The organism is Pseudomonas farsensis, assembly GCF_014268805.2.
Classification (GTDB): Bacteria; Pseudomonadota; Gammaproteobacteria; order Pseudomonadales; family Pseudomonadaceae; genus Aquipseudomonas; species Aquipseudomonas farsensis.
In genome coordinates this window covers 24,695-48,591 of record NZ_JABWRF020000003.1, presented here as the reverse complement: position 1 = coordinate 48,591, position 23,897 = coordinate 24,695, and the positions used below count along the sequence as shown (strand labels likewise).

At 62.5% G+C, this 23,897-nt stretch carries 19 protein-coding genes; 10 read left to right on the top strand and 9 right to left on the bottom strand.

Annotated features, from left to right (window positions below):
* Positions 1-22: 22 nt before the first annotated feature.
* Positions 23-505 (top strand): GNAT family N-acetyltransferase, encoded by a 483-nt coding sequence (locus HU719_RS16455; RefSeq protein ID WP_186536613.1) that lies wholly within the window; start codon positions 23-25, stop codon positions 503-505.
* A gap of 567 nt (positions 506-1,072) precedes the next feature.
* Here HU719_RS16455 and HU719_RS16450 read toward each other — a convergent pair.
* Complete coding sequence (locus HU719_RS16450; RefSeq protein ID WP_186537302.1) at positions 1,073-2,302, bottom strand: MFS transporter; 1,230 nt, start codon at positions 2,300-2,302, stop codon at positions 1,073-1,075.
* A gap of 341 nt (positions 2,303-2,643) precedes the next feature.
* On the opposite strand from HU719_RS16450, the gene HU719_RS16445 reads away from it, so the two are divergent.
* The 3 genes from HU719_RS16445 to HU719_RS16435 are packed head-to-tail and all read left to right on the top strand — an operon-like array spanning position 2,644 to position 5,243.
* Complete coding sequence (locus HU719_RS16445; protein WP_186521229.1) at positions 2,644-4,080, top strand: cytochrome ubiquinol oxidase subunit I; 1,437 nt, start codon at positions 2,644-2,646, stop codon at positions 4,078-4,080.
* Between the two features lies 1 nt (position 4,081).
* Positions 4,082-5,089 carry a cytochrome d ubiquinol oxidase subunit II gene (gene cydB / locus HU719_RS16440; protein WP_186521228.1) on the top strand — a complete coding sequence of 336 codons (1,008 nt, stop codon included), beginning with the start codon at positions 4,082-4,084 and terminating at the stop codon, positions 5,087-5,089.
* 13 nt (positions 5,090-5,102) lie between these two features.
* Positions 5,103-5,243 carry a DUF2474 domain-containing protein gene (locus HU719_RS16435; protein ID WP_186521227.1) on the top strand — a complete coding sequence of 47 codons (141 nt, stop codon included), beginning with the start codon at positions 5,103-5,105 and terminating at the stop codon, positions 5,241-5,243.
* A gap of 252 nt (positions 5,244-5,495) precedes the next feature.
* On the opposite strand, the gene HU719_RS16430 is transcribed toward HU719_RS16435, so the two are convergent.
* The gene (locus tag HU719_RS16430) at positions 5,496-6,620 is read right to left on the bottom strand and encodes a methyltransferase (protein WP_186521226.1); all 1,125 of its coding nucleotides are present in this window, start codon (positions 6,618-6,620) and stop codon (positions 5,496-5,498) included.
* A gap of 98 nt (positions 6,621-6,718) precedes the next feature.
* Complete coding sequence (locus HU719_RS16425) at positions 6,719-7,423, bottom strand: autoinducer binding domain-containing protein (RefSeq protein ID WP_186521225.1); 705 nt, start codon at positions 7,421-7,423, stop codon at positions 6,719-6,721.
* A 209-nt stretch (positions 7,424-7,632) separates the two neighbouring features.
* On the opposite strand from HU719_RS16425, the gene HU719_RS16420 reads away from it, so the two are divergent.
* Positions 7,633-8,409 carry a ferredoxin--NADP reductase gene (locus HU719_RS16420; protein ID WP_186537301.1) on the top strand — a complete coding sequence of 259 codons (777 nt, stop codon included), beginning with the start codon at positions 7,633-7,635 and terminating at the stop codon, positions 8,407-8,409.
* 96 nt (positions 8,410-8,505) lie between these two features.
* On the opposite strand, the gene mscL is transcribed toward HU719_RS16420, so the two are convergent.
* Entirely contained in the window at positions 8,506-8,916 is a 411-nt protein-coding gene (mscL, locus tag HU719_RS16415; protein WP_186521223.1) for a large-conductance mechanosensitive channel protein MscL, read from the bottom strand.
* Between the two features lie 180 nt (positions 8,917-9,096).
* Here mscL and radA point away from each other — a divergent pair, with 180 nt between their 5' ends.
* Positions 9,097-10,464, top strand: coding sequence for a DNA repair protein RadA (gene radA / locus HU719_RS16410; RefSeq protein ID WP_186521222.1), 1,368 nt, complete (start codon positions 9,097-9,099; stop codon positions 10,462-10,464).
* 59 nt (positions 10,465-10,523) lie between these two features.
* On the opposite strand, the gene HU719_RS16405 is transcribed toward radA, so the two are convergent.
* The 3 genes from HU719_RS16405 to HU719_RS16395 form a co-directional block, all read right to left on the bottom strand.
* A complete protein-coding gene (locus HU719_RS16405) occupies positions 10,524-12,041 on the bottom strand; it encodes a nucleobase:cation symporter-2 family protein (RefSeq protein WP_186537300.1) in 1,518 nt (505 codons plus the stop codon).
* A gap of 261 nt (positions 12,042-12,302) precedes the next feature.
* A complete protein-coding gene (locus HU719_RS16400; RefSeq protein ID WP_186521220.1) occupies positions 12,303-12,674 on the bottom strand; it encodes a PilZ domain-containing protein in 372 nt (123 codons plus the stop codon).
* Positions 12,675-12,744: 70 nt separating this feature from the next.
* A complete protein-coding gene (locus HU719_RS16395) occupies positions 12,745-13,533 on the bottom strand; it encodes a lytic polysaccharide monooxygenase (protein WP_202883370.1) in 789 nt (262 codons plus the stop codon).
* 225 nt (positions 13,534-13,758) lie between these two features.
* On the opposite strand from HU719_RS16395, the gene HU719_RS16390 reads away from it, so the two are divergent.
* The 3 genes from HU719_RS16390 to yjiA all read left to right on the top strand — a co-directional run bounded on the left by HU719_RS16390 (position 13,759) and on the right by yjiA (position 17,092).
* Positions 13,759-15,825, top strand: coding sequence for a carbon starvation CstA family protein (locus HU719_RS16390; protein WP_186521218.1), 2,067 nt, complete (start codon positions 13,759-13,761; stop codon positions 15,823-15,825).
* A gap of 13 nt (positions 15,826-15,838) precedes the next feature.
* On the top strand, positions 15,839-16,036 hold the full coding sequence (locus tag HU719_RS16385) for a YbdD/YjiX family protein (protein WP_003251633.1): 198 nt from the start codon (positions 15,839-15,841) through the stop codon (positions 16,034-16,036).
* Between the two features lie 78 nt (positions 16,037-16,114).
* Positions 16,115-17,092: a GTPase gene (gene yjiA, locus HU719_RS16380; RefSeq protein ID WP_186537299.1), complete on the top strand. Its 978-nt coding sequence runs from the start codon at positions 16,115-16,117 to the stop codon at positions 17,090-17,092.
* A gap of 671 nt (positions 17,093-17,763) precedes the next feature.
* Here yjiA and glyA read toward each other — a convergent pair.
* Positions 17,764-19,017 carry a serine hydroxymethyltransferase gene (gene glyA / locus HU719_RS16375; RefSeq protein ID WP_186537414.1) on the bottom strand — a complete coding sequence of 418 codons (1,254 nt, stop codon included), beginning with the start codon at positions 19,015-19,017 and terminating at the stop codon, positions 17,764-17,766.
* Between the two features lie 237 nt (positions 19,018-19,254).
* On the bottom strand, positions 19,255-23,070 hold the full coding sequence (locus HU719_RS16370; protein WP_186537415.1) for a sensor domain-containing protein: 3,816 nt from the start codon (positions 23,068-23,070) through the stop codon (positions 19,255-19,257).
* Positions 23,071-23,338: 268 nt separating this feature from the next.
* On the opposite strand from HU719_RS16370, the gene HU719_RS16365 reads away from it, so the two are divergent.
* A complete protein-coding gene (locus HU719_RS16365; RefSeq protein ID WP_186537413.1) occupies positions 23,339-23,752 on the top strand; it encodes a hypothetical protein in 414 nt (137 codons plus the stop codon).
* The last annotated feature ends 145 nt before the right edge of the window (positions 23,753-23,897 follow it).

The following is a 23,897-nucleotide window of genomic DNA, read 5'->3' as shown; positions in this document are numbered from 1 at the left end:
CTCAGGCAGGTGCGCCACCGCCATGCAACTCAGCGACTACGACCAATTGGACCCAGTGCAGCGCGAGCGCCTGAAGGGGCTTGAAGTGCATCCCGAACAACAGATGCACGCAGGCGCCATCGACAGCGCGCTGTACCTGCTGTCGAGTGCCAACCGCGAGCAAATACGCGGCCTGGTGTTGCTGCTCGATGGCGAGCCGTGCGGGTTCATGCTGTTGCAGCGTGGGCTTCGGGCATCGTGGAGCGAACCGGGCGCCGCCACGGTCAGCGCGCTGCAGATCGACCGGCGGTATCAGGGCCGTGGCCTGTGGCGGCTGTGCATGCAGGCGCTGCCGGCTTGGGTGCACGGCGTGTGGCCTGAGGTCGACCGCTTGCAGTTGTCGGTCGACCCGGGCAACCAGGCGGCCATTGCCTGCTACCGCGCCACCTGCTGGCACGACACTGGCAATGGTTACCCCGCGCGTGTCGGCTACGAGCGGCGCTTTACCTTCCTGATTGGGGCCTGAGCGCTGCGTTGCGGCCCTTACGGCCCACGCCAAGCTCGTCGGACACAACCCTGTGCAGGCTTGTTCCGGCCTCATCGCAGGCTGTCGCCAGCTCCCACAGAAACTGTGCCTGCCAAGATATTGATGCTTGGCTCGGATCCCTGTGGGAGATTCTATGGTTTCGGGCAAGTCGCTTTTGATTGTGTAGGAGCGGCCTTGTGTCGCGAAAGGGCTGCGAAGCAGCCCCAGCGATTCTGGTGGTTGCTCAGATCCTGGAGCTGCTTCGCAGCCCTTTCGCGACACAAGGCCGCTCCTACACTGACCGCGTAGACGGCATCGATATGGGGATGGGCGAGCTCTGTGGGAGATCACCCAGCCCTTCCGGGCTGCGCTGTCGCGCAGAGAACTGGGCACCGTGGGAGCGGGCTTGCCCGCGATGCGATGCTGGCAGTGCTATCGCTATCGCGGGGCAAGCCCGCTCCCACGTTTCGATGTAAATCAGTCAGTTAGCGTTTGTTCTATGAGAGCTGGCGACAGCCTGCGATGGCGGCATTACAGGCTGACACTGCCCCGCAATGGGCGTCCGTGTCAGCTCGGCTCCTTGCCGTGCAACTGATCGCGATGGGCAAGGCTTGGGAACAGTTTTATCCACACGCCGGTGACCACCAAGGTGCCAACCCCGCCCAGCACCACCGCAGGTACCGTCCCCAGCCAGTGCGCGGTAACCCCCGACTCGAACTCGCCCAGCTGGTTGGAAGCACCGATGAACAGCCCGTTCACCGCGCTGACTCGGCCGCGCATTTCATCCGGGGTCTGCAACTGCACGAAGGCGCCGCGGATGACCATGCTGATCATGTCCGCCGCCCCCAGCACCACCAGCACCGCCAGCGAGAACCAGAACGAGGTCGACAGGCCGAAGGCGATGGTTGCGACGCCGAACACGCCGACGGCAGTGAACATGGTGCGCCCGACCTTGCGCTCCACCGGAAAACGCGCCAGCCACACCGACATCAACAGTGCCCCGACCGCAGGCGCCGAGCGCAGCAGCCCCAGGCCCCAGGGGCCGGTCAGCAGGATGTCCTTGGCAAACACTGGCAGCAGCGCGGTGGCGCCACCTAGCAACACGGCGAACAGGTCCAGGGAGATGGCGCCGAACACGTCCGGGCGGCTGCGTATGAACCTAATCCCGGCCAGCAGTGAGTCCAGCGTCGCACGCCCGCGTTGCGGCGCCTGCTGGCGGGCATCGAGGCTGAGCATCAGCAGGCAGGCAATGAAGTACAGCGCAACCGTTGGCGCATACACCCAGATGCTGCCGAAGGCATACAGAAAACCGCCGATCGCCGGGGCAATGATGGTTGCCGCCTGGGTGGCCGAAGCCGAGGCCGCCACGGCCCGCGGGAACAGCCCAGGCGGCACCACGTTGGGCAGCAGCGCCTGGGTGGCCGGCATTTCGAAGGAGCGCGTGGCACCGAGCAGAAACGCCAGGGCGAAGATCAGCTCGCGGCTGATATTGTCGCTAACGCTGCCCAGCGCCAGCGCCAGGGCGATCAGCGCTTGCAGGGTTTGGCACAACGCGGCGACCTTGCGCCGGTCATAGCGGTCGGCCACATGCCCGGTGTGCAGCATGAACAGCACGCGCGGGGCGAACTCGACCAGCCCGACCAGGCCCAGGTCGAGCACATTGCCGGTGAGCTGGTAGAGGTGCCAGCCGATGGCCACAGTGAGCATCTGGAAGCCGCTGGCGGTGAACACCCGGGCCAGCCAGAAAGCCAGGAAAGGGCGGTGATGACGCAGCAATTGCGGGGCGGAGTCGGACATCGGCGAGCCTGCGGCCTCGGAAAGACAGGGTTTTGCAGACTACCATCTGTTTGTAACAAAGAGTTGCTGAATGCGCCGTGGGTCAAGCTTCAAGCCGCAGGTAAAGAGGGTGGGACAACCGGTCACGCGGCATTGCGCCACGCACCCTGGCAGAGGATTCGGGACTATGCTTGCTGACATTCGTTGATCTGGATCAACCGTTACAGATGCAACGAATTGGCCACTGGGCCGCAATCCCTGCGATCGAACAGAACAATTCCAACACGCCGCACTCGACTCACGTAGGGGCAGTGGGCATTGGGCCACAAGCCCGACGCCGAATTATCTGAAGAGGAAGCACCATGTTCGGATTAGAAGCCCTAGAGCTCGCCCGAATCCAGTTTGCCTTTACCGTGTCGTTTCACATCCTGTTCCCAGCCATCACCATTGGCCTGGCGAGCTACCTGGCGGTTCTCGAAGGCCTGTGGCTGAGAACGTCCAACGATACCTACCGTGACCTCTACCATTTCTGGTCGAAGATCTTTGCCGTCAACTTCGGCATGGGCGTGGTCTCCGGGTTGGTCATGGCATATCAGTTCGGTACCAACTGGAGCCAGTTCTCCGACTTCGCCGGGGCTATTACTGGCCCGCTGCTCACCTACGAAGTCCTCACCGCGTTCTTCCTTGAAGCCGGTTTTCTTGGCGTCATGCTGTTTGGCTGGAACCGGGTCGGGCGCGGCCTGCACTTTTTCGCAACCGTCATGGTGGCCATCGGCACGCTGGTGTCGACCTTCTGGATCCTGGCCTCCAACAGCTGGATGCAGACCCCTCAGGGCTTTGAAATCGTCGATGGTCGGGTGATTCCGGTCGATTGGCTGGCGGTCATCTTCAACCCCTCGTTCCCCTATCGCCTGATGCACATGGCCACTGCGGCGTTCGTTGCCACGGCGTTCTTCGTCGGCGCTTCGGCGGCCTGGCACCTGCTGCGCGGGCGTGACAACCCCGCGGTGCGCAAGATGCTGTCGATGGCCATGTGGATGGCGCTGATCGTGACGCCGATCCAGGCGGTCATCGGCGACTTCCATGGCCTGAACACGCTGAAACACCAGCCGGTAAAAATTGCCGCTATTGAAGGCCACTGGGAGAACAAACCCGGCGAGCCGACCCCGCTGATCCTCTTCGGCATCCCTGACATGCAGGCCGAGACGACCCGCTACAAAATCGAGATCCCGGCCCTCGGCAGTTTGATCCTGACCCACAGCCTGGACAAACAGGTGCCGGCGATGAAGGACTTCCCGCCTGAAGACCGGCCCAACTCGACCATTGTGTTCTGGTCGTTCCGGGTCATGGTCGGGCTTGGTTTCCTGATGATCTTCGTCGGCCTGTGGAGCCTGTGGCTGCGCAAGCGCGGCACGCTGTACAGCTCGCGGCCATTCCTTTACCTGACCCTGTGGATGGGGCCGTCTGGGCTGATCGCCATCCTGGCGGGCTGGTTCACCACCGAAATCGGTCGCCAGCCGTGGGTGGTCTACGGGCTGATGCGCACCGCCGACGGGGTGTCCAACCACAGTTATGCCCAGCTCGGCTTTACCTTGGTGATGTTCGTGGTGGTGTACTTTGCGCTGTTTGGCACCGGCCTGGGCTACATGATGCGCCTTGTGCGCAAGGGCCCGCATACCGGGGAGGGCGATTCCCAGCCGCCGGGTGGCCCTGGCCAGCAACGCACGCCAGCGCGGCCGCTTTCAGCCGCAGACGATGGCCATGAGGCCGACTCCACCCGCCTGAACAAGGGGAATTGAGATGGGCATCGACCTTGCGCTGATCTGGGCCGTGATCATCATCTTCGGGGTGATGATGTACGTGGTCATGGACGGCTTCGACCTGGGGATCGGCATTCTTTTTCCGTTCGTTCAGGCCGAGGGCGACCGCGATGTAATGATGAACACCGTCGCGCCGGTATGGGACGGCAACGAAACCTGGCTGGTGCTGGGCGGCGCGGCATTGTTCGGCGCTTTCCCGCTGGCCTATTCGGTGGTGCTTGAGGCGCTGTACCTGCCATTGATCCTGATGCTGGTGGGGCTGATCTTCCGGGGCGTGGCGTTCGAGTTCCGCTTCAAGGCGCGGGCCCACAAACGCCACATCTGGGACAAGGCGTTCATCTGGGGTTCGCTGGTGGCGACCTTCTTCCAAGGCGTGGCGCTGGGTGCCTTCATCGAAGGCTTCAAGGTGGTGGACCGCAAGTTCGTGGGCGGTACGCTGGACTGGCTGACGCCGTTCACCCTGTTCTCGGGGCTGGGCCTGATCGTCGCCTACGCGCTGCTGGGCTGCACCTGGCTGATCATGAAAACCGAAGGGCCGCTGCAACAGAAGATGCACGAGGTGGCCCGGCCGTTGGCGCTGGTGCTGCTGGCGGTGATCGGGGTGGTCAGCCTGTGGACGCCGATTGCCTACCCGCAAATCGCCGACCGCTGGTTCAGCATGCCCAACCTTGTGTGGTTCATGCCGGTGCCGCTGCTGGTGCTGGTGACGTTCTACCAGTTGCTGCGCGCAGTGCAGCGCCGCGCGCACTACCTGCCGTTCCTGCTGACGCTGGTGTTGATCTTCCTGGGCTACAGCGGCCTTGGTATCAGCCTGTGGCCGAACATCATCCCGCCGTCGATCAGCATCTGGGACGCCGCAGCGCCCCCGCAGAGCCAGGGCTTCATGCTGGTGGGCACGCTGTTCATCCTGCCGTTCATCCTGGGCTACACGTTCTGGAGCTATTACGTGTTCCGCGGCAAGGTTACCCATGACGATGGTTACCATTAGCAGGAGCATGCAGATGGATATCGAGCAGAAGAAGCCGCTATGGCAGCGCCTTGGCTGGCTGGTACTGATCTGGGCACTGAGCGTGGCTGCGTTGGGTGTGGTGGCTTACGGGATGCGCTTGTTCATGAGTGCGGCGGGGCTGAGCACGCATTGAACGACTGAGTGACTGCCAACGGGCTGCTGCACGGCCCATCGCGGGGCAAGCCCGCTCCCACGCCGAATTTGAGGCGCGCAGTTATGTGCAGGCTTGTTCCGGCCTCATCGCAGGCTGTCGCCAGCTCCCACAGGAATCCAGCTCACGCCTCGATATTTTGGTTGTGCGCGGTCTTTGTGGGAGCTGGCGATAGCCTGCGATGAGGCCAGGGCAGGGTTGTACAAAATCTTAGAATGTCCCACTCTGCCTCGTTCACTTACGCGCCTTGAGCACCACGAACTTCGGCGTGGCGGCAACCTGCTCTACGCCTCTGAACAAGCGTGCCAGCTTGCTGTGGTAGCCCAGGTGGCGGTTGCCGACGATGTACAGCGCGCCACCGACCACCAGCGCTTCACGCGCCTGCTGGAACATGCGCCATGCCAGAAAATCGCCAACCACCTGCTGCTGGTGGAACGGTGGGTTGCACAGCACCACATCCAGCGATTGCTTCTCGACCCCGGCCAGGCCGTCGGCGGCGAGTATGTCCGCCTCACGCTCGCCCAGCGCCGCCTGCCAGTTGTCCCGGGCGGACTGCACGGCCATGTACGACTCGTCCACCAAGGTGTAATGGGCATCCGGGTTGCGCAGGGCGCTGGCGATGGCCAGTACGCCGTTGCCGCAGCCAAGGTCTGCCACACGGGCGTTGCCCAGGCCTTGGGGCAGGTGCGGCAGGAAGGCGCGGGTGCCGATGTCCAGCCCTTCGCGGCAAAACACGTTGGCATGGTTGACCAACTCAAGCGCCGGCTCATCGAGCAGGTAACGGCATGGGTAGGGCGAACGTGCGTGTGGCCGATCCGCCAGGGTAGCGGTCAGCAGCCGCGCCTTTTTCTGCGCCAGCGAAGCCTGCACTGGCCCAATGTACCTTTCCATCAGGTCACCGGCGGCCCGCGGCAGGTGCTTGATCATCGCCCCGGCAACCACTTGCGCACCGGGGGCCAGATGGCCCTGCAGGCGGATCAGCTGTTCTTCGAGCAGGGCGAGGGTCTTGGGTACGCGCAGCAGCACCCAATCGAACGGCCCCTGCCAGGCCTGGTTGGCGGCGATGAACGGCACGCTGTCGAAGCCCTTGCCGTTACGGGCGAGGTTTTTTTCCAGCGCCATGCGCGCCAGATGCGAGTCGCCACTGCTGGTGACCTGCACCTGCCCAGTCAAGCTTGCAGCCAAGGCACCGAAACTGTCGTTGAGAATCAGCACCCGGCAACCTGGCTGCGGCGCCTGGGCAGCCAGGTGCTCCAGCAAGTACTGGTCGGCGGCATCGAAGGCCAGCAACGGGTCGTTGGCCTGCTCCGGCTGGCGGATCAGGTCGAGGTCGGCGAAGGGGCTGTTGAACAAGGGCATGACGTGGCGGCTCTGCTGCGGATCTGCCTGGCGCTCGGCGCGACAGGCTTGAGGCGGGCGATTCTACAGGGCTTTGCCAGTTGCGGGGGAGCGTGCTGTCAGACCAAGCCTTGGCGGGTTGCCTTGACGATGGCGCGGGTCTTGTTACAGGCGTCGAATTTGCTGATGACGTTGCGCAGATGGAAATTCACGGTGCTGGTCGAGAGCGACAGAATAGTTGCCACATCGGAAGCGGTCTTGCCTTCTGCGGACCATTTCAGCACTTCTTTCTCGCGCTCGCTCAATTGCGGCGGTGGGGTCAAGCTTGCCAGGTGATGCTCGCTGAGCACCGCGTGCAGCGTATGGCACAGCCACATGACCTGCCCACTCTTGGCGTACAGCTCGTGGGTGTCGATGGGGTTTAGCGCGCGCGACACGCTGAGCTGGCTTTCGTTGTGCAGCAGGTCATGCACCGATTGGCTCCAGCCGTGCCTCATCCCATGTTGGCAAGCGGCCTCACGCAAATGCGGAACTTCCTCGAACTGCTCGTCGCACCACAGCACAGGCATTGTACTTTGGTGGCACATCGATACTATCGGATCTATCCTGATGAAGCGGTCTTGCTGATAGCGCTGGTTAAATTCCTTGGGGTAGTTGTTGTACAGAATCACTTGGGGGGAATGCGCGGCGACGTGCAAGTGCAGGCTCAGGCCGACGAACTCCATGTCCAGCTCTTGGGCAAGACGCACAGCCTGGGCAAACACCCGCTGCGGGTCTGAATCCAGCATCAGTTGCTGAAGTGCGTTGCTTTCCCAGTGTTTCATCGGTGAAACTCCATTGATCGCTGTGGATCCAATTTCCATGCTGCACGAGCGAAGTGTAGGAAAAGTCGTGATCGGCTGCTCGTTTTTTTTGCTATAGCCCTTACTCTTCTTTAGCAAAAACGCGTGTTCGCGCGATGCCTTACAAACCGGCGGTGTTTATCTGCGGCGCTTTGCGCGACACTTGGCGCATCTGATTCCAGGAGCCCGAAATGACCGCCAGTGCCGACAAGTTCACCCGCCAGACTCTGCTCGATGTCCAGCCCCTGACGCCGAACCTGTTCAGCCTGCGCGTCAGCCGTGACAGCGGTTTCCGTTTTCGCGCTGGCCAGTTCGCCCGTCTGGGTGTGACCAAGGCGGATGGCAGCGTGGTGTGGCGGGCGTATTCTATGGTCAGCGCCCCCCACGATGAATATCTGGACTTCTTCTCCATCGTGGTGCCCGGCGGCGAGTTCACCAGCGAGTTGAGCCGCCTGGGGCAGGGCGATACCTTGCTGATCGACCGCCAGGCGTTCGGCTACCTGACCCTGGACCGTTTCGTCGGCGGCCGCGATCTGTGGTTGCTGGCCACAGGTACCGGTATTGCACCGTTCATGTCGATCTTGCAGGACTTCGAAGCCTGGGAGCGTTTCGATAACATCAAGCTTGTGTATTCGGTGCGCGAAGCCCAGGAACTGGCCTACGAGCAGGAAATCGCCGAGCTTGAGCAGCGCGACTACCTGGCCGAATTCGCCGGCAAGTTGCAGTTCATCCCGGTGGTCACCCGCGAGGCGCACCCTGGGGCGCTGAATGCGCGTATTACCACATTGATTGAAACCGGCGAGTTAGAGAAGGCGGCCGGGCTTGAGCTGTCGCCGGAGCATTCGCGGGTGATGCTCTGCGGCAACCCGCAGATGATCGATGAGACGCGCCAAGTGCTGAAGGCCCGAGACCTGCAACTGAGCCTGAGCAAACGCCCCGGCCAAGTGGCCGTCGAGAACTACTGGTAGAAGGCAAGCTGCAAGCTGCAAGAAAAAGCCGGGCCGCGCTTTGTCAGCAACTGCGGTCCGGCTTTTTCTTGTCGCTTGCAGCCCGAAGCTTGCCGCTTATTTCTGCTGCTGGTGCTTGAGGAGGTCGCGAATCTCGGTCAGGAGGGTTTCCTGTGGGGTCGGTACTGGCGGTGCGCTGGGGGCCACGGCCTCCTCGCGCTTGAGGCGGTTGATGGCTTTTACGCCCATGAAAATGGCGAAGGCAACGATCACGAAGTCGATCACCGTCTGGATGAACTTGCCGTAGGCCAGCACCACTGCCGGCACATCGCCTGCGGCGGGCTTGAGCACTACCGCCAGGTCGCTGAAGTCGACACCGCCGATCAACAGGCCCAGTGGCGGCATGACCACATCGCCCACGAACGATGAGACGATCTTGCCGAAGGCCGCGCCGATAATGATACCCACGGCCATATCGACCACATTGCCCTTGACCGCGAAGGCCTTGAACTCACTGAGCACGCCCATGTTGGATTTTCCTTGTAACAAATGGTGAGGTAAACGCAGTGTAAGCCACTGTGACGCTTCATGCGCTGGATACAGGGCTGTTGACTTCGGTTAGACCGAATAGTTTTGTCGCATCCCAGGGCGCCCGTGAGCACCTGCGGTTCGGCTATCATGGCGGTTTTTTCCAGGAGTACCCCGTCCATGGCCAAGGCCAAGCGCTTGTATGGCTGCACCGAGTGCGGCGCGACCTTCCCCAAATGGGCTGGCCAGTGCGCCGACTGCGGGGCCTGGAATACCCTGGTCGAAACCATGATCGAAAGCGGTGGCGCTGCCGCCCCCAGCGGGCGCGCCGGCTGGACCGGGCAACAGGCCCAGCTCAAGACCCTGGCCGAAGTCAGCGTCGAGGAAATCCCACGTTTCAGCACCAGCAGCGGCGAGCTGGACCGGGTGCTCGGCGGCGGCCTGGTCGACGGTTCGGTGGTGCTGATTGGCGGCGACCCAGGTATCGGCAAATCGACCATCCTGCTGCAGACCCTGTGCAACATCGCCACGCAAATGCCGGCGTTGTACGTCACTGGCGAAGAGTCGCAGCAACAGGTGGCCATGCGCTCGCGGCGCCTGGGCCTGCCCCAGGACAAGCTCAAGGTGATGACCGAAACCTGCATCGAAACCATCATCGCCACCGCCCGCCAGGAAAAACCCCGGGTCATGGTGATCGACTCGATCCAGACCATCTTTACCGAGCAGTTGCAATCTGCGCCTGGTGGCGTGGCGCAGGTGCGCGAGAGCACTGCGTTGCTGGTGCGCTACGCCAAGCAGAGCGGCACGGCGATCTTCCTGGTTGGCCATGTCACCAAAGAAGGCTCGCTGGCCGGGCCGCGCGTGCTTGAGCACATGGTCGATACCGTGCTGTATTTCGAGGGTGAGTCGGACGGGCGTCTGCGTTTGCTGCGGGCTGTGAAAAACCGCTTCGGCGCGGTCAACGAGCTGGGCGTGTTCGGCATGACTGACCGTGGCCTCAAGGAGGTGTCCAACCCCTCGGCCATCTTCCTCAACCGCACCCAGGAAGAAGTACCCGGCAGTGTGGTGATGGCCACTTGGGAAGGCACCCGGCCAATGCTGGTGGAGGTTCAGGCGCTGGTCGACGACAGCCATCTGGCCAACCCACGCCGGGTCACCCTGGGCCTTGATCAGAACCGCCTGGCCATGTTGCTGGCGGTGCTGCATCGCCATGGCGGAATCCCCACCCACGACCAGGACGTTTTCCTCAACGTGGTCGGCGGCGTCAAGGTGCTGGAGACCGCCTCTGACCTGGCGCTGCTGGCGGCAGTGATGTCGAGCCTGCGCAACCGGCCGCTGGCCCATGACCTGCTGGTGTTCGGCGAAATCGGTCTGTCTGGCGAAGTGCGCCCGGTGCCCAGCGGCCAGGAGCGCCTTAAAGAGGCCGCCAAGCACGGCTTCAAACGCGCCATCGTACCCAAGGGCAACGCCCCCAAGGAATCGCCGGCAGGCTTGCAGGTGATTGCAGTAACCCGGCTGGAACAGGCGCTGGATGCGTTGTTCGAGTAGCAAAAAGGGCAGCCGACGATGCGCGTCGGCTGCCCTGCGTTGACTGCCTCGATCAGCAGTCAGTGCTCGGCCACCGCCTTGCGCCGGGGCGCCTGGTTACCTTGCTCGTCCAGCTCCAGTACCGGCACTTCATTACCCTCGGCATCGAACAACTTGCCGTCCTTGAAGTAATCGCCGTCGCGCAGTGCCGAGATGTCGGAGTACTGGATGGTGCGCTCGTAGGCCGCGGCGAAAACGGATTGGTTTTCCGAGTTGCCGGTGGTGAAGTGGTTGAACATCAGGTTCAGCAATATGGCCATGATCGCCGCCGAGCTGATACCGGAGTGGAAGATGGTTTCGAACCAGTTAGGGAAGTTGTGGTAGAAGGTCGGGGCAGCGATGGGGATCATGCCGAAGCCCAATGAGGCCGCCACGATGATCAGGTTGACGTTGTTCTTGTAGCTGACCTTGCTCAGGGTGCGGATGCCACTGGCCGCGACCGTGCCGAACAGCACGATGCCGGCGCCGCCCAGCACTGGCGTGGGTACAGCGGCGATGATCCGGCCCATGACCGGCAGCAGGCCGAGCACCACCAGAATGACCCCGCCGGTGGCCACCACATAGCGGCTCTTGACCCCGGTCACTGCCACCAAGCCTACGTTCTGGGCGAATGCGCTCTGGGTGAACGAGCCGAAGATCGGCGCCAGCATGCTCGATGCCATGTCGGCGCGCAGGCCATCGCCCAGGCGCTTGGAATCGACCTTGGTGTCGATGATGTCACCGACCGCCAGAATGTCCGCCGAAGTTTCCACCAGCGTCACCATGATCACGATGCACATCGACAGGATGGCTGCGATGTGGAACGTTGGCATGCCGAAATGGAACGGCGTGGGGAAGGCGAACATCGGGCCCTCGCTGACCTTGCTGAAGTCGGCCATGCCCAGGGACCAGGCGATCAGGGTGCCGACCACCATCGCCAGCAGGATCGACAGGCGTGAAATGGCTGCGTTGCCCAATTTACTCAGCAACAGCACGATGGCAAAGGTCAGCCCGGCCAGGCCGATATTGGCCACGCTGCCGAATTCCGGCGATGCGCTGTTGCCACCCATCACCCAGCGTGCGGCCACCGGCATCAGGGTCAGGCCGATGGTGGTGATGACGATGCCGGTTACCAGTGGTGGGAAGAACTTGGTAATGCGCGAGAACACTGGGGTGATCAGAAAACCGATCAACGAAGCCGCCATGACCGCGCCCAGTACGCCCTGCAAGCCACCGCCGCCTTCGCTGCTGATGATTGCACCCATGGTCGCCACTCCGGCGAACGACACCCCTTGTACCAACGGCAGCTGACAGCCGAAGAACGGCAGGCCGAGGGTTTGCAGCAGGGTCGCAAGGCCCCCGGCAAACAACGACGCGGCGATCAGCAGGCCGATCTCAGCCGGCCCAAGCCCTGCGGCTTGGCCGAGAATCAGCGGCACTGCAACGATGCCGCCGTACATGGTCAGAACATGCTGCAGGCCATAGGCCAGGTTGGCGCCGAGGCCGAGGTTTTCATCCTCTGGGCGCGGCGTAGGAGACGTGCTGGTGGACGTAGTCATGGAGCAGGCTCTCGAATTTATTGTTGTCGAACTACTGTAGGCAAGGAGTGCATTCGATTGCTATCGAAATTGTATACAAGTTTTTGATTGTAACGAGCACGCGCGCGCCTCCATTGACGTGGTGCCTGGATGCAGAATGCGTTCCAACTTGATGAATTCGGTACTAGATGTGTGTGTACAACCCGTCAGCCAGCCGGATGTAAGCTGTCTGAGTAGTCAGGAAACACTTTGGCGGGGGTTTGCTTAGCAGGCTAAGAGATTTCAATCTTCGATCAATTGCCGCAGCTCACGCATCATTTCGGTGCTGTCGGCCAGGTTCAGCTCCACCAAACGGTGCAGGTGGGTCATCGAGTCGACATCTATATGCAGGCAGAAAAAGCCCAGGCGTTCGGGTTCTTCATGGCGCAGCTCGACCTGCATGCGTACCTCCGAGCGCTTGTCACTCAGGTGGATGACCGCCTCGAAGTCCTGGCTCAGGTCGGCATCCCAGCGCGCCGGGCGTTCCACCAACAGGCCTTTGAGCGAGACGTCCAGCAGGTTCACCTGCCAGCGCCGATCACCCTGGCGCAATTCGGTCGGGGCATCGAAGTCGATACGCTGGAAACGGCGGCGTTCGTTGGATGGAGTGGTCATGGCAAGGCCCCTGGTCAGTTGCACTGACTATAGACCAGCCATGACCACTCAGGCGTGACCTTGCGCCTGGCTATTTAGCCGCGACGATGTTCACGTCGCTGCAGTTATAGAAGCCTTCGCCTGCTGCATCGTCGCGCTGCCAGCGGGTATAGATGACCCGCTTGCCGGTGTAGTTCTTCAAGTCTACGTCGAGCAGGTAGTAACCATTGCTGGGTTGGGTGTCGCCGATCTGTGCAACCAGTTCCAGGTCATCCCACCTCATTGGCCGCGCGCTGGCGTCATAGCCGTCCTTGGAGACATAGATTTCCCAGTAGCTGGGGTTGTGTTCGGCCATGATCTTGAAGTGCATCTGCACTTTGTTGTTGGCGTCCTTTTGCAGATTGTAGGCCTGCCAGTCGGCTGCGACGTCCAGGCCGCTCTTGTCGTTGACCAGCACGTGGAACCACAGGAGGCTCTTGAACTTATTGAGCCAGGCGGTCAAGTCGTTGCGTTTGGCTGGGTCGACGTGATTTCCCGCCGAGCACAGTTGGCCGTCAGGAATGGCCGCCTTTACCGCATCCATGTTGCGGTAGTCCGAAACGTTCTTGGACACCTCGTGCCACTGGTTGAACTGGAACACCGCCTGCAAGGCGTCATTGTCGAACTTTTTGTATACGTGCTGGTAGGCGGCGCGGCAGCCTGGGCTTTTGATCGCCGAACCGTCCAGCGGCCAGTTGTAGTCGCCAGCCTTGTGGCAGGCCAATTGGCGTGACGCCGGTACTTCCATTGCGCCATGCATCGGCGTTACCGGCGCCGCCATGCCGGGCAGGCTGAGCCCGGCAGCGAGCAGGGCAATCGCGCTTCTCAAGACCATGTTCATGGTGGTCATCCTTGGCATGCTATAGGTGGGCCTTGAAGATCGGTCACCGTAAAAGATCCCACAACTGGCAAAAATGTCAGGTGCCTCGCCATCCAATGGCCGATGCCGCTCTAGCGCGGGTGCTGGCGGTCGAGGTGGGTGTAAGAAATTCAATATGGTAATGCGCGCAGGCAGGCCCTAGACTCAGGGGGCAGTCCTTTCCAACCAATCAGCTGGAAGCATGCCATGAACAACAATAACAGCCTGCTACGCCACATCCCGTGGCTGGCACTGGCGATCATAGGAGCCTGCGCGCTGGGTGTGGTTGCCCTGCGTCGCGGTGAGGCCATCAACGCCTTGTGGATCGTGGTCGCGGCAGTGGCCATCTATCTGGTCGCATACCGTTACTACAGCCTGTTCATCGCCACCAAGGTGATGCAACTCGACCCCCGTCGGGCAACCCCCGCGGTGCTCAACAACGACGGTCTGGACTATGTTCCGACCAACAAGCACATCCTGTTCGGCCACCACTTTGCCGCCATCGCTGGCGCCGGCCCGCTGGTCGGCCCGGTGCTTGCTGCGCAGATGGGCTACCTGCCCGGCACCCTGTGGCTGATCGCAGGCGTGGTGCTGGCCGGCGCGGTCCAGGACTTCATGGTCCTGTTCCTCTCCACCCGCCGCAACGGCCGCTCGCTGGGCGACATGGTGCGCGAGGAGATGGGCCGCATTCCGGGCACCATCGCCTTGTTCGGCTGCTTCCTGATCATGATCATCATCCTCGCGGTGCTGGCGCTGATCGTGGTCAAGGCCCTGGCCGAGAGCCCGTGGGGCATGTTCACGGTGATGGCGACCATCCCGATCGCGATGTTCATGGGCATTTACATGCGCTACATCCGCCCGGGCCGCATCGGTGAAATCTCGCTGGTCGGCGTGGTCTTGCTGCTGCTGTCGATCTGGCTGGGGGGCCAGATTGCCGCGGATCCGGTCTGGGGCCCGGCATTCACCTTCACCGGTGTGCAGATCACCTGGATGCTCGTGGGCTACGGTTTCGTCGCCGCCGTGCTGCCGGTGTGGCTGGTGCTGGCGCCACGTGACTACCTGTCGACCTTCCTCAAGATCGGCACCATCGTCGGCCTTGCCATCGGTATCTTGATCATCGCCCCTGAGCTGAAAATGCCGGCGCTGACCCAGTTCACCGACGGTACCGGCCCGGTCTGGAAGGGCACCCTGTTCCCGTTCCTGTTTATCACCATCGCCTGTGGTGCGGTGTCCGGCTTCCACGCGCTGATCTCCTCGGGGACCACGCCCAAGCTGCTGGACAACGAAACCAACGCCCGTTACATCGGCTACGGCGGCATGCTGATGGAGTCGTTCGTCGCCATCATGGCCATGGTTGCCGCTTCGGTGATAGAGCCAGGCGTGTACTTCGCCATGAACAGCCCGGCCGCAGTGGTGGGCAGCGACGTGGTGTCGGTGGCGCAGACGGTCAGTAGCTGGGGCTTCCTGATTACCCCCGAGCAGCTTGAGGCGGTGGCCCGTGATATCGGCGAGCACACCATCCTGGCCCGTGCCGGTGGTGCGCCGACACTGGCGGTGGGTATCGCGCAGATCCTGCACCAGGTGCTGCCAGGTGAGAACACCATGGCGTTCTGGTACCACTTCGCCATTCTGTTCGAAGCGCTGTTCATCCTGACCGCGGTAGACGCTGGCACACGTGCCGGGCGGTTCATGCTGCAGGACCTGCTCGGCAGCTTCGTGCCTGCGCTCAAGCGCACCGAATCGTGGGGTGCCAACCTGTTGGCAACCGCCGGTTGCGTGGCGATGTGGGGCTACCTGCTGTACCAAGGCGTGATCGACCCGCTGGGCGGCATCAACACCCTGTGGCCACTGTTCGGCATCTCCAACCAGATGCTGGCCGGTATCGCCCTGATGCTCGGTACCGTGGTGCTGATCAAGATGAAGCGCCAGCGCTACATCTGGGTCACTCTGGTTCCGGCAGTGTGGCTGCTGATCTGCACCACCTTCGCTGGCCTGATCAAGCTGTTCGACCCCAACCCTGCGGTCGGCTTCCTGGCCCTGGCGAACAAGTACCGCACCGCGCTGGACGCAGGCCAGGTACTGGCTCCGGCCAAGGATATCGGGCAGATGCAGCACGTGATCTTCAACGCCTACACCAACGCCGGCCTGACCATCCTGTTCCTGGTGGTGGTGTTCAGCATCCTGTTCTTCGCCGTCAAGGTTGGCTACGCCGCCTGGGGCCGCAAGGAACGGACCGATAAAGAAACCCCGTTCCAGGCTCTGCCGGACGCTTGAGAGGACTGCCGCAATGTTCAACGACCTGGGTCGGCTGGGTAAGTACCTGGGTCAGGCGGCCCGCCTGATGGTAGGCATGCCTGACTACGACAACTATGTCGAGCACATGCAGAAAACCCACCCGGACAAGCCGGTGATGAGCTACGAGGCGTTCTTCCGTGAACGCCAGGAAGCGCGTTATGGTGGCAAGTCCGGCCCCAAGTGCTGTTGAACCTGCGACACGTTTGAACCTGTGGGAGGCCGGGCAACCGGCCTCCCACAGTCATTTTCGGCTTCAGGAGATATTTGCGTGCACACGCCCATACCCGTAACCGTGCTTACCGGCTTTCTCGGTGCCGGCAAGACCACGTTGCTCAAGCACATGCTCAAGGCCGAACACGGCATGAAGCTCGCCGTCATCGAAAACGAGTTCAGCGAGGCCGGCATCGACAGCCAACTGCTGGGCGATGAACCGGTGCAGGTCATGACCCTGGCCAACGGCTGTGTCTGCTGCAGCATCCATGGTGACCTGACTCGCGCCTTGTACCTGCTGCTCGAACGCCTGGATGCGGGCGAAATCGCTTTCGACCGCCTGGTGATCGAATGCACCGGCCTTGCAGACCCGGCACCCGTGGCGCAGACATTCTTCATCGACGAAGACCTGCGCGAGCGCTACATCCTCGACGGCATCATCACCTTGGTCGATGCCGTGCATGCCGAGGTGCACCTGGCCCAGGCCATCGCCCAGGCTCAAGTTGGTTTTGCCGACCGCCTGTTGCTGAGCAAGACCGACCTTGCCGAGCCTGCAGCGGTAGAGGCCCTGCGTGAACGCCTGTCGCGGATCAATGGCCGGGCGGCAATCCGCGTAGTCGAGCACGGCCGCATCGACCTGGCCGAACTGCTGGACGTGCGCGGCTTCAACCTCAACCCGGACCTGGGCATCAGCCCCAAACCGGCCCTGCGCCCGGTGCTCAAGCCGGCCACCCCGGACCGCATCAGCACGCTGGTGCTGCGCAGCGACACAGCGCTGGACATCGACCGCCTCAGCGACTTCATGAACGAGCTGCTCGAAAGCCACGGCAAGCAACTGCTGCGCTACAAAGGCGTGCTGAACATCGCCGGTGAAGACCGCCGCCTGGTTTTCCAAGGGGTGTTGAAGTTGTACGGGTTCGACTGGGATGCCGAGTGGAAAGACGGCGAGGCGCGCGAGAGCGTGATGGTGTTCATTGGGGATGAACTGCCGGAGGATAAGATACGGACGGGGTTCGAGGCTTTGGCCTGCGTGTGAAAGGGATGTAGCTGAATGGTTATGCGCACCCCTGCACCGGCCTGATCGCAGGCTGGCGCCAGCTCCCACTCCCACAGGGGCCTTGCTCAACCGCAACATTGCTGGTTAATACTTTGGGAAATGATAGAGAGTCGTGGCGAGCGGGCTTGTCCCGCGTTGGGCTGCGCAGCAGCCCTGAAAACCCCAGGGGCTGCTGCGCAGCCCAACGCGGGACAAGCCCGCTCGCCACAAGGAGATATGTCTGGCGGGAACAGGGTTGTACAAAACCATAGAATTTCCCATACATACTGCGCCAGCCGGTGATAGAGATGTCTGACCGAGATCCTGTGGGAGATCACCCAGCCCTTCCGGGCTGCGCTGTCGCGCAGAGAACTGGGCCCCGCGATACCGGCGTCGCCGGTGCCATCCATCGCGGTGGTTCGGCATTCCGAGGAAGCCCGCTCCCACGTTATCCATGTAAATCAGATAGTTAGCGTTTGTTCTATGAGAGCTGGCGACAGCCTGCGATGAGGCCACCACAAGCTTGCAAAAAACCATAGAACCGCCCACGCCGTTCAGGGACCCAGTTCTCTCAAAAATACCTTGAATGGGTTGGCTCTCAAGATCCGGGGCAACCGTTCACAAAAAAGCCCGGCACAAGGCCGGGCTTCTTCATATCAGGCATTCGCCAATCAGTTGCCGTACACCGGCAGCTTCTTGCAGATGGCCTTGACCTTCTCACGGACAGCGTCGATTACCGCTTCGTTGTTCAGGTCGGCGAGGATGTCGCAGATCCAGCCGGCCAGTTCGCGGCACTCGGTTTCCTTGAAACCACGGGTGGTGACGGCTGGGGTGCCGAAACGCAGGCCCGAGGTGACGAACGGGGAGCGTGGGTCGTTCGGGACCGAGTTCTTGTTGACGGTGATGAACGCTTTGCCCAAGGCTGCGTCAGCGTCCTTGCCCGAGATTTCCTGCTTGATCAGCGAGAGCAGGAACAGGTGGTTCTGGGTGCCGCCGGACACCACGTCGAAGCCACGCTCGATGAACACTTCGGCCATGGCCTGGGCGTTTTTCACCACTTGTTGCTGGTAGGCCTTGAACTCAGGCTGCAGCGCCTCCTTGAAGCAGATCGCCTTGGCGGCAATGACGTGCTCCAGCGGGCCGCCCTGGGCGCCTGGGAAGACTGCCGAGTTGAGCTTCTTCTCGATGTCGGCGTTGGCACGGGCCAGGATCAGGCCGCCACGTGGACCGCGCAGGGTCTTGTGGGTGGTGGTGGTGACCACGTCGGCGAATGGCACCGGGTTCGGGTAGACGCCAGCAGCAACCAGGCCAGCGACGTGGGCCATGTCGACGAACAGGTAGGCACCGACTTTGTCGGCGATTGCGCGGAAGCGTGGGAAGTCCAGCACTTGCGAGTAGGCCGAGAAGCCGGCAACGATCATTTTTGGCTTGTGCTCGACAGCCAGGCGCTCGACTTCGGCGTAGTCGATCAGGCCGTTGCCGTCGATGCCGTACTGCACAGCGTTGTACAGCTTGCCCGACGAGCTGACCGAAGCGCCGTGGGTGAGGTGGCCGCCGTGGGCCAGGCTCATGCCCAGGATGGTGTCGCCGGCCGACAGCAGGGCCAGGTAGACCGCAGCGTTGGCCTGGGAACCGGCGTGTGGCTGAACGTTGGCGTAATCGGCGCCGAACAGCTCTTTGGCGCGGTCGATGGCCAGTTGCTCGACCACGTCGACGTATTCGCAGCCGCCGTAGTAACGCTTGCCTGGGTAGCCTTCGGCGTACTTGTTGGTCAGTACCGAACCCTGGGCTTCCATGACGGCTGGGCTAGTGTAGTTTTCCGAAGCGATCAGCTCGATATGCTCTTCCTGGCGCAGAGCTTCTTGCTGCATGGCTTCGAAAAGCTCGGCGTCGTACTTGGCAATGGTCAAATCACGGCTGAACATGGCGGTCCTCAAGGATCGGGCTTAATTGGGGGGGCATTCTAACCGATTGATTCGCGCCTGGCATATGAAGTGGCATCAAGTCGCGGACCAAAGGGGTTCATGTTGCAGGCCGCGTCGGGACTGGGCTGGAGTTGACTTCGGAGTCCGCTTTCACGCACGCCTGCGTAGGCGCGGCCTGGTGCCGCGAAAGGGCCGCAAAGCGGCCCCGGCGAGGTGCTCGACAACAACCTGCCTGCCTCACTGGAACATGAACAACGTCTCGTTGCTGAACTGCGCCTCGAACTGGTTGGCCGGCATCGGCCGCCCGAACAGGTAGCCTTGCACCTCGTCACAGCCGTGCTCGCGCAGGAACTCAAGCTGCTCGTGGGTTTCGACGCCTTCGGCGATTACCGCAAGGTTCAGGCTGTGGGCCATGGCGATAATGGCCCGGGCGATCTGTGCGTCCTGCTCGCCCGAGGGCAAGCCGTCGACGAAGGTCCGGTCGATCTTCAATACATCGATCGGGAACTGTTTGAGGTAGTTGAGCGAGGAATAGCCGGTACCAAAGTCATCGACCGCGATGCTCAGGCCGAGGTTTTTCAGGCTGTCGAGAATATGCATGGCCTCGTTGACTTCACGCATCAGGATGCTTTCGGTCAGTTCCAGCTCAAGGCACGCCGGCGGCAGGCCGGTTTCTTCGAGGATGTTGGCGATGCGCGTGCCCAACTGGCCATCGGAGAACTGCCGCGCCGAAATGTTCACCGACACTTTCGGTACCCGCACCTTCTGCTGGTGCCAGACCTTGAGCTGACGGCTGGCCTCGTGCAGCACCCAGTCGCCGATATCCACCACCAGGCCCAGCTCTTCGATCACCGGGATGAACTCGCCCGGCGGCACCAGGCCGCGGGTCGGGTGGCGCCAGCGCAGCAGCGCTTCGGCGCCGGTCAGGCGCTTGCCGTCACCGCTGAACTGCGGCTGGTAATACAGAATGAACTCGTTCTGCTCCAGCGCATGGCGCAGGTCGCTTTCCAGCTCCAGGCGCTCCAGGGCGCTGGCGTTCATGTCGGCCTGATAGAACTGGAAGTTGTTCTTGCCGCGCTCCTTGGCGTGGTACATGGCGGTGTCTGCGTTTTTCATCAGTTGGCTCAGCTCGCTGCCATCCTGCGGGCTGAGCGCGATGCCGATACTGGCGGTGACGAAGAACTCGCGGTTTTCCAGCACGAACGGCGTGACCAGCCGGGCAAGGATGTTCTCGGCCACATGAATGGCGCGGTTGAGCGCCTGTTCGCGGGTGGCACGCGGCTGTAGCAGCAAGGTGAACTCGTCGCCGCCCATGCGCGCGACCGTATCGTCGCCATCGACACAGCCCAGCAGGCGTTCGGCCATGTCCTTGAGCATGCGGTCGCCGGCGGCGTGGCCGAGGGAGTCGTTGATCGGCTTGAAACGGTCCAGGTCGAGGAACATCAGCACCACCCAGGCCTTCTGCCGCTCGGCTTGCTGCAAGGCGTTGTACAGGCGGTCCTGGAACAGCGTGCGGTTAGGCAGGTGGGTGAGGGCATCGTAGTAGGCCAGGCGGTGGATGCGTTGCTCGCTGGCCTTGCGTTCGCTGATGTCGGTGAAGAAGCACACGTAGCTGGCCAGGTCGCCTTCGTCGTCGAGCACGGCGGTGATGCCGACCCAGGCCGGGTAGTGCTCGCCGTTGCGGCGCTTGAGGAACACCTCGCCCTCCCAACTGCCGCGCTGGTTGAGCTGCTTGAGGATATAACCCAGGTGCGCGTCCTGCTGGTCTGCCACGGTGAGCATGCCCGGCAACTGGTCGAGCACCTCGGCCACGGCGTAGCCACTGACGCGGCTGAATGCCTCGTTGGCCTGGACGATGTAACCGGCCGGGTCGGTGATGAGAATGGCCGAGGTCGAGTGCTCGAATACCGTCGCCGCCATGCGCAGGTCTTTCTCGGCGCGGCGCTGCTGACTGATATCACGGCCCACCCCCAGAACACCCTCGAAGTGTTCGTGTTCGTCCCAGACCAGCACCAGACGCAGCTCGATGGGGATCTTGCGACCGTCTGCACGCATGCAGTCGAACAGGAACAACTGCGTCGGCAGGGTGGTGCGCAGGCTGGCCAGTTGCTCGCTGTCGCCCAGCGCCTTGCTGACCCGCTCCATCAGTGCGTACACACCGGTAAGTTGTGCCGGGTTGGCGACGATCGACTGCCAGCCGTGGGCAAAGATCCAGTCCGCCTGGTAGCCCAGCACGGCCTGTACCGAGGGGCTGACGTAGTTCAGTTGCAGCTTGCTGTCGGTGGAGAAGATCACGTCGCTGATGCTTTCGGCGAGCATGCGGTAGCGTTGTTCGCTGTCGCGCAGCGAGGCACTGGCCTCGATCTGCACCGTGACGTCCTTGCCCACGCCGATGATGCGCTGCACCTGGCCATCGCCATCGCGGGTCAGCACCTGTTCGCGAATGTCGTAGCAGCGCCAGCGGCCATCGCGGTGGCGAAAGCGCAACTGGCAGTGCAGCGAGTCGCCGTAGCTGCTGTCCAGCTGCTGTTGGCGCAAGGCGTTGTAGTGCTCGGCATCCTCGGGGTGCAGCAGCAGCTCCCAGAAACGCTCGCCCATTTGCGCAAGCTCCGCGCGGTCGTAGCCCAGGGTCTGGCCGAGGTGGCGGTTGCTGAAGATCATCCGCTGGCTGTGCACATCTTGCACATACAACTGGTCCGGCACGGTGCGCACCACATCCGACCAGAAACTCTCACGTTCGAGCAGCGACAGCTCGACCCGCTTGCGGCTGGTGATGTCGCTGATGCTGAGGATCACCGCCTGATAGTCGCGCCGCTGCTGCGGCATGCGCACCATCAGCCACAGGTGCAACTCGTCGCCCTGCGGGGCCTGCAAACGCACTTCCAGTTCAAGCTGGCTGCGGCCTTCGAGCAGCGCATCGATCAATTGCATGCCGACACTGTCGCGGCCATCGCCGCTGCCGTCGATCAGGCGCTGCCAGGCGCCTGCGTGGCAGTCGACATTGAGCAACTGGCGGGCTACCTGGTTGATTTCGGTGATCTTCAGCTCTTGCAACAGTGAGCGGCGCAGGTTGGCGTCCAGCGCCAGGCTCTGCTTGAGTGCAGCAAGATTGCGCAGGTGGTAGCGGTCGAGCTGGCCGGGCAGGCTGGAAAGGTCAAGCACGCACAGGGCAACGCCCGTGCCTTCGAAGATTTCCTGATAGCGCCGACGGTCTTCTTGCAGGGCGCGCTGGCGCCTGCGCATATTGATCAGCGCCAGCACCGGCAGCAGGGCGCAGAACAAGGCCAGCAGGCACTTGCCGAGCAGTGCCGGAAGCAACTTGCCCCGCGCCAGGCCTTCGTCGAACAACCCGCGTAGCTGCCAGTTGCTGTGGTCGAGGAACGCCAGCATCACGCTTTGCAACGGCTCGCCGCTTGTGGCAGTTGGCCCGTGGCGCTCAATGACCGCGCCGTCGCGGCTGTTTTCCAGCAGCCACAGCGGCTGGCCGGAGCCGTCCAGGTGCTGGGTGAGTTCCTCGTAGTAGTCGGTGCTCAGGCGCAGCAGCCAGTAACCACGGTCCTGCTCTGCGGTCTGGCGCAGCAGCAGGTAGATGCGCTGGTTGTCGGGGCTGTTGGAGAAAAAGAACGCATGGCCCTGGTTCAACTGGCGCATTTCGTCAATCAACTGACGGTCGGGGCTGCCGGCCAGGGTGTCGCTGAGCAAGCGCCCGCTGGTATCCATCCAGGCCAGATCGCGCAGGCTAGGCAGGCGCGTCTGCAAGGTTTCGAGCAAATTGGGTAACGCGCTGGACGCCGGTGGTTTGACGTAGGCCTGCACCAGATTCAACGCCTGCTGGGCCTTGAGCGACATGTTCAGGCCAAGATGGTCGGCAAGTTCGGCGCTGGTGGCCACGCTTTGCTGGCGCAGGTCATTCTGGGTGTGGCGGTACTGGGTGACCAGTTGCCACAGCAACAGGGCCAGCAAAACCAAGGCCAGCAGGGCCAGTGCGCCCTTCAGCGAACCGCGCAGGTGTGAGCCGACCGCGTGGGCGGCAGCAGGGCGCAGAGGGGGCATTTGCGTCAGATTGGTCAAGCGTTGGTCCTGCGATTGGGCTGGCGATGGCAGGGGTTCCATGCACGGCGCATGCCGTGGCCTGGCGTATGGCCGGCGCACTATAAGCTGCACATTTGAAGGCGGCTAGCATGCCTGCAATTGTGGCAAAGTGCCAGCCGGCTTGGCGATGGGCGGTGCGGCCATCCTGCCCGGCCTGTTCGGCAAGCCCCTGCCAGCTGTGCGAGAATGCCGGCCGCTTCAATAGTCAACGCATCGGAGAAGTACGGTTTTGGTTACCCACTATTCCATCAATGGGCTTGAATCCGCCTGCGGGCGCAGCAGTGACAAGCTGGTCAGCACCGCCCTGGCCGAGGGCGTGTCGTGCAAGACCTGCCAACGTTCGCTGGCCAAGCCTGAGGCCGTCGCCGTCAACAAGACGCCGTCGCTGGCCGAGCTGCGCAAGTCGGCCAAGGCCGCGAAAATGGCCGCAGCGGTTGTCAGCGAAGTGGCTGTGGCCGCGCCGGCCAGGCCTGCAGTTGTGGTCAAGCCGGCGGCTGTGGCCAGCAAGCCTGCCGAAAAAGATGCGCAACCGCCGGCCCGCAGTGGCGGTTTTTGCGTCAAGTCGGCCTGGGCTGCGCGCCTGGGCGAGCAGCCGGGCCGTAGCCGTCTGCCGCGTGGCAAGAAACGCCAGGCGCACGTCTGATACAGCCTGCAGGGTGGGCCCGGGCCTTACAGGGCCTGACGGCCCGCCTGCCATCTACCCCATCTGTGCAATGCCCCGACTTGGCGTAGAATGGCCCACTTTGTTCACTGACACCCCGTAAACACATCCCCCGGGCAACCGCCGC

What these genes read in the sequence shown, in the direction of transcription:
- HU719_RS16455 (WP_186536613.1), top strand. Translation starts at nt 23, where the DNA reads ATGCAACTCAGCGACTACGACCAATTGGACCCAGTGCAGCGCGAGCGC.
- HU719_RS16450 (WP_186537302.1), bottom strand. Translation starts at nt 2,302, where the DNA reads ATGTCCGACTCCGCCCCGCAATTGCTGCGTCATCACCGCCCTTTCCTG.
- HU719_RS16445 (WP_186521229.1), top strand. Translation starts at nt 2,644, where the DNA reads ATGTTCGGATTAGAAGCCCTAGAGCTCGCCCGAATCCAGTTTGCCTTT.
- cydB (WP_186521228.1), top strand. Translation starts at nt 4,082, where the DNA reads ATGGGCATCGACCTTGCGCTGATCTGGGCCGTGATCATCATCTTCGGG.
- HU719_RS16435 (WP_186521227.1), top strand. Translation starts at nt 5,103, where the DNA reads ATGGATATCGAGCAGAAGAAGCCGCTATGGCAGCGCCTTGGCTGGCTG.
- HU719_RS16430 (WP_186521226.1), bottom strand. Translation starts at nt 6,620, where the DNA reads ATGCCCTTGTTCAACAGCCCCTTCGCCGACCTCGACCTGATCCGCCAG.
- HU719_RS16425 (WP_186521225.1), bottom strand. Translation starts at nt 7,423, where the DNA reads ATGAAACACTGGGAAAGCAACGCACTTCAGCAACTGATGCTGGATTCA.
- HU719_RS16420 (WP_186537301.1), top strand. Translation starts at nt 7,633, where the DNA reads ATGACCGCCAGTGCCGACAAGTTCACCCGCCAGACTCTGCTCGATGTC.
- mscL (WP_186521223.1), bottom strand. Translation starts at nt 8,916, where the DNA reads ATGGGCGTGCTCAGTGAGTTCAAGGCCTTCGCGGTCAAGGGCAATGTG.
- radA (WP_186521222.1), top strand. Translation starts at nt 9,097, where the DNA reads ATGGCCAAGGCCAAGCGCTTGTATGGCTGCACCGAGTGCGGCGCGACC.
- HU719_RS16405 (WP_186537300.1), bottom strand. Translation starts at nt 12,041, where the DNA reads ATGACTACGTCCACCAGCACGTCTCCTACGCCGCGCCCAGAGGATGAA.
- HU719_RS16400 (WP_186521220.1), bottom strand. Translation starts at nt 12,674, where the DNA reads ATGACCACTCCATCCAACGAACGCCGCCGTTTCCAGCGTATCGACTTC.
- HU719_RS16395 (WP_202883370.1), bottom strand. Translation starts at nt 13,533, where the DNA reads ATGAACATGGTCTTGAGAAGCGCGATTGCCCTGCTCGCTGCCGGGCTC.
- HU719_RS16390 (WP_186521218.1), top strand. Translation starts at nt 13,759, where the DNA reads ATGAACAACAATAACAGCCTGCTACGCCACATCCCGTGGCTGGCACTG.
- HU719_RS16385 (WP_003251633.1), top strand. Translation starts at nt 15,839, where the DNA reads ATGTTCAACGACCTGGGTCGGCTGGGTAAGTACCTGGGTCAGGCGGCC.
- glyA (WP_186537414.1), bottom strand. Translation starts at nt 19,017, where the DNA reads ATGTTCAGCCGTGATTTGACCATTGCCAAGTACGACGCCGAGCTTTTC.
- HU719_RS16370 (WP_186537415.1), bottom strand. Translation starts at nt 23,070, where the DNA reads ATGCCCCCTCTGCGCCCTGCTGCCGCCCACGCGGTCGGCTCACACCTG.